The sequence below is a fragment of the Chryseosolibacter indicum genome (assembly GCF_018598585.1).
In the GTDB taxonomy this organism is placed as follows: Bacteria; Bacteroidota; Bacteroidia; order Cytophagales; family Cyclobacteriaceae; genus Chryseosolibacter; species Chryseosolibacter indicus.
In genome coordinates this window covers 1-10,003 of record NZ_JAHESD010000105.1, presented here as the reverse complement: position 1 = coordinate 10,003, position 10,003 = coordinate 1, and the positions used below count along the sequence as shown (strand labels likewise).

The window sequence follows — 10,003 nt, the reverse complement described above, 5'->3', positions numbered from 1 at the left end:
GGTATATGCCCTAGGCTTTTTTTCACAGGGGTTGTTTGCCGCCCGGCTAATTATACAATGGCTGCTTTCAGAAAAAGAGGGTAGGGTGGTGTCGCCTGTAATTTACTGGCAAATAAGCCTTGTAGCTACCTATCTTTTCATCCTATATGGGATTTTTCAAAATGACTTTGTGATCATTTTGGGTCAGGCTTTGTCTTACATTATTTGTGTTAGAAATCTACAACTCGAAGGTTCCTGGAATACGATGCCATCTTTTTTTAGATTCCTTTCTATAGTACTTCCTTTCGTTACTGTTGCTTGGGTGTTTCTGCCTTCTTCAGGAATGACCGCCGATTTTAGTACCCAGAGTTTCTTAGATATTATTATGATGATTGGTGCGATCGGGCAACTGTTGTTGAACGTGCGTTTTCTTTATCAATGGTATTATGCTGAAAAAACAAAGACATCTGATTTGCCGGTTGGTTTTTGGGTAATGACGGCTGTGGGATCTGTAATGGTAGTCATTTATGCATTGGACCGTTTTGATCCAGTTCTGCTCTTTGCCCAAGGCTTGGGTTTACTAGCAGCTATTAGAAACATTCAGCTTCATTATAAACCAAAACAAGCGTAGTAAGACTTATCTTGCAGGAAAAAGGACTGGATTTGATTGAAGCGTTATCTCATGAAATTCTTGCTTTTATTCGTGAACATGAGAATGATGATGTAGCCCAACTTATTTTAAAGCATGAGTTGATTCATGGAGTACCATCGGCCATTGTCGCTGACCAGATACGAGGCCGTCAAAAAGCAAAAGGCAAATTACCGACCTTTTACAGCGTAGACAGAATATTTTATCCGCCAGGGTTAAACATAGAACAATCTTCTTCAGAAAAAACAGCGAAATATAAGGCCGATATGATACGCGAGCTTTTATCTGAAGGACAAAGGAATTTAGGGATAGATCTTTCAGGTGGCTTCGGAGTTGATACTTACTTTCTAAGCCGCGTATTTCAAGCCTTTAAATACATTGAACCTAACCGGTCTCTATTAGAGATAGCTAAACATAATCACCAGCAACTTAATGCTGCCTCCATTACTTACCACAATAGTACAGCAGAGCACTTTATAGAAGCGCTTGAACATGCAGATCTGATTTATATTGATCCTTCTAGAAGGGTTAAAACACAAAAGGTATTTAGTTTAAAAGATTGTGAACCGGACATCACAACACTGCAGAACCAGATTTTTCAAAAGTTTGGCTTCCTTCTCATTAAGGCATCACCGCTGTTAGATTTGCAAATAGGTTTAAAAGAGATCAGATTCGTTAAAACCGTTATTGTTCTTGCAGTTGATAATGAATGCAAAGAAATTCTTTTTTTCTGCGATAAGCGCTTTAATGATGAGCCGCTTATAAAAGCGGTTAATCTAACAGGAAGTTCAGAAGACAGTTTCGTATTTAAGGCATCGGAGGAAAAACGTAGTCACAGTGACATCGGAGAGTTAGGAGCATTTATTTACGAACCAAATGCAGCGATTCTGAAAGCAGGCGCCTTTAAGTTGATTGGTGCGAATTTCAATTTAAAGAAGCTTCATCCCAGTACTCACCTTTATACTTCTTCTGAGCAGCTCAAGATGTTTCCAGGAAGGGTATTTAAGGTTATCGATAAGGTAAAGCCAGATACAAAAGCGTTGCAGCAATTCTTCCCCGATGGTAAAGCAAATATCTTTGTTAGAAATTATCCTTTATCTGTAGAGGAACTTAAGAAAAAAACCAAACTGAAAGATGGAGGAGACAACTATTTGATAGGGTGTTCAACCGATAAAGAGAAACTACTAATTGCAGCTACCCGTTTAAAATAGTTACAGAACTTTAATGATCTCTTGAATATCGGTTTCTCCATTAAACTGTTTAACAAGTTTTCCATTTTTGCTGTAGATATAAACAGAAGGTGTAGCTATTGGTCCATAGGTATTCAACACGCTCTCAACTGTAGTTTGTGCAAAATGAAAATTAGCTTGTTTGTTTAGTTCATAGTCTTCGCCAAACTTCACAATGATTTCCATGGGATTTGATGATATGAAATATACCTGGTAATCCTTAAAGGCATCTGCATGTTGTTGAATTTCCTTTGCTTCACGCTGACAATGATCACAATCAGGTTGAAAAAGTACCAGTACAATTTTAGTGTTCAGATCCTTAACGTTAACATCATTTCCATCAGCCATTGATAGTCGCATCGCAGGCCTGTCATCATGTTCCGGTGTATGTTTTTGTTCTGCTGACTTCTCATTCTTCGAACATGATTGAATAAGTATGAGAACTAAACAAATGTACATTGCGATACGTTGAGGCATAACTAATTTAGTAAAAGCTTAAAAGTTAAGTGAAGTATGTACATAACAACAGCAATAGAGCCATATAGTCTTATAACCTTTCTTCTGTTCTGAGCATCTTCCCACCATAGCATTACCCATGGTTTGAAAAGACCAAAGATCAGAAAAATTGAAGCTGTAATACTTATATAAAGTGCAAGCCGTTCTATGAAGTGCATCAAAGCAAAAATAACAGAAATAACACTCAATTTGTTACTAAAAGAAGTATTGACATTATATTTGCGCGTTCCAATATTAAGATATCCAGGAATAAGTGAGGGCGAGCGATTTTTTAAGCATATATCGGGCAGACGGTTTAATTAAGACTATTGCTGCAGGTATTCATGTGCCCAAGCAACAAAATATCCGCATCAAGGGGCTTTCAGGGAGTTTAGATGCAGTAGTTCTTTCGGCCACATTTAAGAATCATACACACGATTATGTAGTGGTTTTAACAGATAAGGAAGAAGCGGCTTATTTTCAAAATGATTTGCAAAATCTGTTAGGAAGAGAAGTGCTTCTTTTTCCCACTTCTTATAAAAGGCCTTATGAGTATGATGAGATAGAGAATGCAAACATTCTCATGCGTGCAGAAGTTTTGGATAAGCTCGCTAATAAAACAACTCCTGAAATTGTAGTTACTTATCCAGAAGCACTTTGTGAAAAGGTAATCAACAAGAGATCATTAGCCTCTAACACTTTTATTGTTAATAAGGGCGAGAAACTTGAAATAGGTTTCTTAGAGGAGTTCTTGCTGAATTACGATTTTGAAAAGACAGACTTTGTTTATGAGGCAGGGCAATTTGCAGTTCGTGGAGGTATTGTAGATGTATTTTCATTTGCTAATGAACTTCCATTTCGAATAGAGCTTTTTGGTGATGAAGTAGACAGTATAAGAACATTTGAACCAGGATCTCAGCTATCGGTTAATGAACTCGAAAAAGTAAGTATCATTCCTAATGTTCAAACAAAATTAGTTCAGGAAGAACGCCAGTCATTTTTTGATTTTATTTCTCCGCAATCAAAACTTTGGTTTAAAGACTATCAGCTAACACAAGATATAGTTCAAAAATCATTCGAAAGGGCCAGTGATTCCTTCTCGAAAATTTTGAAGGAGAGCGGGAATACTAAGGTTATTTCAAATCCTGAGCAGTTGTTTGATGATGGCTCTTCTTTTACAGTAAAAACAGGGTCGTTTACAAGAATAGAGTTTGGCAGTCGTACGGTTTTAGAACAAGCGGAAACTTTTGAATTGCCATCCTCCGCTCAACCATCGTTCAATAAAAATTTTGAACTTCTTGTTTCTAACCTTTACGAACATCAGCAGCAGAACTACAGTAATTTCATTGCTGCTGATATGCCTAAGCAACTTGATCGACTAAAAGGTATTTTTGAAGAGGTAAATGGCCAACTCAAATTTCAACCATTAGAATTCTCATTAAGGCAAGGGTTTGTAGATCAGACATTGAAGATTGTTTGTTATACTGATCATCAGATCTTCGAACGTTTTCACCGGTACAGGGCAAAGGAAAAATTTTCTAAGTCTAAAGCACTCACACTTCGTGAGCTCCAAACACTGCAACCAGGAGACTTTGTAACACATATTGACTACGGCATTGCAAAATTTGCGGGACTAGAAAAAAAAGAAGTTAACGGTCATGATCAGGAGGCGATTCGCCTTGTGTTCAGAGACGACGATTTGGTTTACGTAAGCATCCACGCTCTTCATAAGATTTCAAAATACACAGGTAAGGAGGGCTCTCCTCCCATCATGAGTAAATTGGGAACGCAGGAGTGGGAGAATAAGAAATCAAAAGCCAAGAAAAGGGTAAAAGATATTGCAAAGGAACTGATAGCGCTTTATGCAAAACGTAAGTCAGCCCCAGGTTTTGCCTTTAGTGCCGATGGGTTTTTACAGGCAGAGCTTGAATCTTCGTTTCTTTATGAAGATACACCTGACCAGGCGAAAGCTACTGATGATGTAAAGCGAGACATGCAATTGCCACATCCTATGGATAGGTTGGTTTGTGGTGATGTGGGATTTGGAAAAACCGAAGTAGCTATACGTGCAGCATTTAAGGCAGCTACAGATGGCAAGCAGGTTGCTGTGCTCGTTCCGACTACTATTCTTGCGATGCAGCACTACCGCACGTTTAGAGACCGACTGTCAAACCTACCTGTGAGCATTGAGTACGTCTCTCGATTCAAAACCGAAAAGGAGATTAAAAAGATTTTAGCCGAAGTTAAAGAAGGGAAGATTAATATACTTATAGGTACGCATCGTATTGTAAGCAAGGATGTAGAGTTTAAAAATCTTGGATTGCTAATTATTGATGAGGAGCAGAAGTTTGGTGTAAAAGTCAAAGACCGACTTAAGGAGATTAAGGTAAATGTTGATGTACTAACGCTTACGGCTACACCAATCCCCAGAACACTTCACTTCTCGCTCATGGGTGCTCGGGATTTGAGCATTATTGCTACACCTCCGCCCAATCGTCAGCCGGTAACAACAGAACTTCATACCTTTAATGAAGAATTTATCCGCGATGCAGTGAGCTATGAATTGAGAAGAGGTGGTCAGGTGTTTTTTGTTCATAACCGCGTTAGTGACATAGAAGCAATTGGCAATCTTATTTTCCGGTTAGTACCCGACTCACGTATTGGAATAGCACATGGTCAAATGGATGGAGATAAACTTGAGAAAGTAATGGTCAAGTTTATTGACGGAGAATATGATGTGCTTGTATCAACAAATATCATTGAATCAGGCCTAGACATACCAAACGCTAATACCATCATAATTAATCAAGCCCACATGTTTGGGCTCTCAGATCTTCATCAAATGCGAGGTCGGGTTGGCCGATCAAACAAAAAGGCCTTCTGTTATTTACTAACGCCACCAGCTTCTGTACTTACATCGGATTCTAGAAAGAGATTAGCTGCATTGGAAGAATTTTCAGAGTTGGGAGATGGATTTAAGGTAGCTATGCGTGATCTTGATATTCGTGGTGCTGGTAATCTTTTAGGAGCTGAACAAAGTGGTTTTATTACTGACCTCGGGTTTGATACATACCACAAAATCCTGGATGATGCAATCCAGGAGTTGAAAGAAACGGAGTTTAAAGAACTGTTTGCTTCAGAATTGGCCGAAAAAGCAAAGCTTATCGTTCAGGATTGCGTAATTGAAACTGATCTGGAGATCCTTATTCCTGATAACTACGTAAACAATATTAGCGAGCGACTCCAGCTTTACTCAAGGCTTGATAATATTAAAGATGAAGAGCAACTTGAGAAGTTTAATCAGGAAGTAAGGGATCGTTTTGGCCCTTTACCCGCCCCTGTAGTTGAATTAATAAATTCGGTAAGGCTTAGATGGCTTGGCGAAAAGCTTGGTTTTGAAAGATTAAGCCTTAAAAACGAGAAATTACGAGCATTTTTCATTTCTACCAGAGACGAATATTTCAATTCCGACGTCTTCGGCAAAATCCTCAACTTTGTGAAAGCACACTCCCGTCAGTGCAAATTGAAAGACCAGGCGGGCAAGGCTATGCTTTTAATAGATGATATCAAGACAGTTGATGCTGCAATTGAACTGCTTTCAAAGATGGCAGGTCAGGCACCTAAATCAGCTAAAGAAATCTTGTCCAAATAAGGCTCTAGTCCAACTATTCTGTCAAAAGCGTTAATCATAAGCACCTTCTGGTACTTTGAAGAATAGAACACTTCAATGAAAAATGGACCGGCATAATAAAGGAAAACTTTACAATCTGCTAACATTCGTTGGGCAAGGTAGCAACCGCTAAAAGTGATATGATCACACTTTTTTTCGAAAGTCATTACACGAAAATCCTGTAGTGAGAGCATGCAATTATCATTTTTTTCGGAGGAAAAAGTCGAAAAAACATGCCACAAGCACGAAGCGGCAAAAAGGTGCTTCAAACTTGGTTTTTTAGAAGGATAAAAGCGATTTTATTCCCAAAATTGGAAGACTGATTCTCAAGAATAAACTAAGACCTTGTAACAATAGCAAAATCTTACATAACGTTAGGTATATTATCCGGCTTTATTCGACCAGAGATTCACCGAATCGGCTGTGACGGCTTGGAAAACATGGTATTATCTCTCTATATTAGCAATTGTTTTAAACAGAAAATGAAAATGAAGTATTCTTTCAGAGCTCTCTTGTATGTCGTTGGCGGATCAGTAGCTCTATCAGCCTGCTCATTATTTGGTGGAGGCGGCGGCAAGCCCACTGCATCAAATCCAGGTCAAGTAAGCAGCGCGACCGGCCTTGCTTTTAATGATGAAGATGCTGGTGGTTTTATGGTAAAACCATATGAAGGACAACCTGATGCTCCTAATATGGTGTTTATTGAGGGAGGACGTGCTGTGATGGGTTCCTTTGAAGAAGATGTTATGTCTTACCGCGACAACGTTGAAAGAACAGTTTCTGTAGCATCTTTTTATATGGATGAAACAGAGATCGCTAATATACATTGGTTAGAATACGTTCATTATCTGGCTAAAGATTCATCTCAGGAGGCTTACCAGGCTGCACTTCCAGATACATCAGTATGGGTTGGTAAACTTGCTTTTAATGATCCATATGTAGAACACTACTTCCGTTATCCTGGCTTCCGTTACTTCCCTGTTGTAGGTATTACTTGGAATCAGGCTAGTAAGTACGCTGTATGGAGAACCCGTGCAGTAAACTTAAAACTGGCTCAGGATGCTGGCGAAGAATATGCTGAAAGCGATGGACGCATTCCTTTGGAATCTGGTATTGTAGTTCCTGCCTTTAGACTTCCAACAGAAGCAGAGTGGGAATATGCAGCACAAGCTCTTATCGGAACACAATGGCTTGAAGAGATGCAAACGCATCAACGTATTTATCCTTGGGATGGCCATGCCGTTCGTAATCCTTATGGAAAGCAAATGGGTTATATGCTAGCTAACTTTAAGAGAGGTCGTGGTGATTATGCAGGTATAGCAGGTCGTTTAAATGATGGTGCTCTAATTACATCTTATATTTATGAGTATCCTCCAAACGATTATGGTTTATATAACATGGCAGGTAATGTTAGTGAGTGGGTGCAAGATGTTTATCGTCCTACCTCTTATCAGGATTTCGATGACTTAAACCCTATCAGAAGAGATGGTTTCTTAGACGATGCTAAGAACTATAACAATGCTGAAAAGAACCCTGAAGCATTTACTTCCCTTGTTTCGGATCGTTCGAGAGTATATAAAGGTGGTTCATGGAAAGACGTGGCCTATTGGATGTCACCTGGTACAAGAAGATTTTTAGATCAGGATTCTGCAACTGCAACAATTGGTTTCAGGTGTGCAATGATCAGAGCAGGCTCTAACTACTAACATTTAAGAGTACTTCAATAAAAGAGCCATCTAACATTTAGATGGCTCTTTTGTTTTTATATGCCTTGCCTGTTAATAAGAGGCAATCATTTAAACAGAATAAAAAAACCTTGAAGGATAAGTTCAAGGCTTTTTTATTTCTTGTTTGACCTATTTCAGGTCTTATTGTATTCCAAATGTTTTTCTTACCTGGTCTACATAATCTAATTTCTCCCAAGGGAAAAGTTCAACTTTAAGCTTCAATTCATTGTTTTTACCCTTGTTAAAGATCTTCTCAACAACCTTCGATTCACGACCCATGTGTCCATAGGCGGCAGTCTCAGAGTAAATAGGTGTTCTTAAATTGAAACGTTGCTCGATAAAGTAAGGCCTCATGTCAAAGATCTTTTCTACCTTCTTTGCTATCTCTCCGTCACTCAATGTCACTTTGCTGGTTCCAAAAGTATTAACATATAATCCAACAGGTTTAGCAACGCCAATAGCATAAGCAACCTGTACTAACACTTCGTCACATAAGCCTGCAGCAACGAGATTTTTAGCAATATGGCGTGTGGCATAAGCAGCAGACCTATCAACTTTTGAAGGGTCTTTACCCGAAAATGCACCACCACCATGAGCACCTTTTCCACCATAGGTATCAACAATAATCTTCCTGCCAGTTAAACCTGTGTCACCGTGCGGTCCACCAATTACAAACTTTCCTGTAGGGTTAACGTGATATTTGATTGAATCGTTGAATAGTTGCTGGACGCGTTTCGGAAGCTTCTTCTTAATTCTTGGAATTACAATGTTTATAACATCCTCACGTATCTGCTTAAGCATTGCAGCATCTTTTCCGAACTCATCATGCTGTGTTGAAATTACGATAGTATCAACTCGCTGAGGGCGGTTGTCATCGCTGTATTCAATAGTAACCTGAGATTTAGCATCTGGACGAAGATATTTCATTACTTTACCTTCTCTTCTTATAACAGATAGCTCACGCAACAGTAAATGGGCTAGTTCTAAGGGAAGAGGCATGTAGTTATCAGTCTCGTTGGTGGCGTAACCAAACATCATACCTTGGTCGCCAGCACCCTGATCTTCCTTCTTTTTACGTTCTACACCTTGATTAATATCAGGTGACTGTTCGTGAATAGCTGAAAAGATACCGCATGAGTTTGCTTCAAACATGTACTCGCTTTTGGTATATCCGATTTTTCTGATCACTTCACGAGCTATGTCCTGAACGTCGAGGTACGCTTCAGATTTTACCTCTCCTGCAAGTACTACCTGACCCGTTGTCACTAGTGTTTCGCACGCTACTTTTGAACTTGGGTCATAAGCCAAAAAGTAATCGATAAGTGCGTCTGAGATTTGATCTGCAACTTTGTCAGGGTGGCCTTCAGATACAGACTCTGAGGTAAAGAGATAAGGCATAGTTAATTGTCTTGATTTTAGTCGGCAAATTTATGGCAAATAGCGTTAGGAAAAAATTGTCAGGGATTAGTAAGAAATAAAAAAACTGCGGGAGCTTTTGGCAATTCGATTTTTATCGATTTCCACGACTTAACGGTCTTTGTTAAAATCATTTCATCAGTGGCCGTAAGGTTTACAGCAATTGTTAACAATGTACTTTCATGGAGGTTATTAACCAACAGTTTAAATATTGCATTGTTTCGATAGGGAGTTTCAATAAATATCTGTGTTTGATGCTTGCTTTTAGACTCCTTCTCGAAAGCCTTTATCGCTACCGATGCATCTTTGTTGTCAATAGGTATGTAACCATGAAATGCAAACTTTTGCCCGTTAAGTCCGGAAGCCATCAGTGCTAATAAAATGGAAGATGGTCCCACTAAGGGAATAACCTTAACATCATTTTTATGGGCAAAGCTTACTGCTAAAGCACCCGGATCAGCAACACCGGGACACCCCGATTCAGATATAACACCCACGTCGTGACCGTGAAATAATGGCTCCATTAAAGCTGCTACATCCTCTGGCTTGGTGTCCTTATCCAGAACAAGAAATTGAAGACTCTCTATTGCCGGATATAATTTTAAACTGCTAAGAAAACGTCTGGCGGTTCGTATGTTTTCAACCACAAAATGCTGTATTTCCGGTAAAATTTCCCTTACCTGGGGGGTAATAACATAATCAACAGTGCCATCAGCGATTACGTTTGGAATCAAAAACAACTTACCTTTGTTGGCCATTTGAAAATCGATTCTGAAAGATGGGAAAATTTCTAATGATAGCGGGGATTATTTTATTAGTCGCCGGTATTGTTATTCAA

General features: G+C 39.1%; 7 protein-coding genes. 4 read left to right on the top strand and 3 right to left on the bottom strand.

Annotated elements, in window-relative coordinates:
- Positions 1 to 610, top strand: a 610-nt coding sequence (locus KK060_RS23955) for a lipid-A-disaccharide synthase N-terminal domain-containing protein (protein WP_254157659.1), incomplete at its 5' end; no start/stop codon positions are given.
- Between the two features lie 11 nt (positions 611 to 621).
- Complete coding sequence (locus tag KK060_RS23950) at positions 622 to 1,839, top strand: THUMP-like domain-containing protein (protein ID WP_254157656.1); 1,218 nt, start codon at positions 622 to 624, stop codon at positions 1,837 to 1,839.
- Here KK060_RS23950 and KK060_RS23945 read toward each other — a convergent pair whose 3' ends face one another.
- Positions 1,840 to 2,334, bottom strand: coding sequence for a peroxiredoxin family protein (locus tag KK060_RS23945; RefSeq protein ID WP_254157654.1), 495 nt, complete (start codon positions 2,332 to 2,334; stop codon positions 1,840 to 1,842).
- Positions 2,335 to 2,626: 292 nt separating this feature from the next.
- On the opposite strand from KK060_RS23945, the gene mfd reads away from it, so the two are divergent.
- A complete protein-coding gene (gene mfd / locus KK060_RS23940) occupies positions 2,627 to 6,004 on the top strand; it encodes a transcription-repair coupling factor (protein WP_254157652.1) in 3,378 nt (1,125 codons plus the stop codon).
- A 500-nt stretch (positions 6,005 to 6,504) separates the two neighbouring features.
- Positions 6,505 to 7,728 (top strand): gliding motility lipoprotein GldJ, encoded by a 1,224-nt coding sequence (gene gldJ, locus KK060_RS23935; RefSeq protein ID WP_254157650.1) that lies wholly within the window; start codon positions 6,505 to 6,507, stop codon positions 7,726 to 7,728.
- 162 nt (positions 7,729 to 7,890) lie between these two features.
- Here the strand turns inward: gldJ and metK are convergent, their stop codons facing one another.
- Both metK and KK060_RS23925 read right to left on the bottom strand, forming a co-directional pair.
- Entirely contained in the window at positions 7,891 to 9,147 is a 1,257-nt protein-coding gene (gene metK, locus KK060_RS23930; RefSeq protein ID WP_254157648.1) for a methionine adenosyltransferase, read from the bottom strand.
- A gap of 59 nt (positions 9,148 to 9,206) precedes the next feature.
- Entirely contained in the window at positions 9,207 to 9,923 is a 717-nt protein-coding gene (locus KK060_RS23925) for an SAM-dependent methyltransferase (protein WP_254157646.1), read from the bottom strand.
- Between the last annotated feature and the right edge of the window lie 80 nt (positions 9,924 to 10,003).

Bases quoted from the DNA above. Each gene is read 5' to 3' on its own strand.
- KK060_RS23945 (WP_254157654.1), bottom strand. From the start codon at position 2,334: ATGCCTCAACGTATCGCAATGTACATTTGTTTAGTTCTCATACTTATT.
- gldJ (WP_254157650.1), top strand. From the start codon at position 6,505: ATGAAAATGAAGTATTCTTTCAGAGCTCTCTTGTATGTCGTTGGCGGA.
- metK (WP_254157648.1), bottom strand. From the start codon at position 9,147: ATGCCTTATCTCTTTACCTCAGAGTCTGTATCTGAAGGCCACCCTGAC.
- KK060_RS23925 (WP_254157646.1), bottom strand. From the start codon at position 9,923: ATGGCCAACAAAGGTAAGTTGTTTTTGATTCCAAACGTAATCGCTGAT.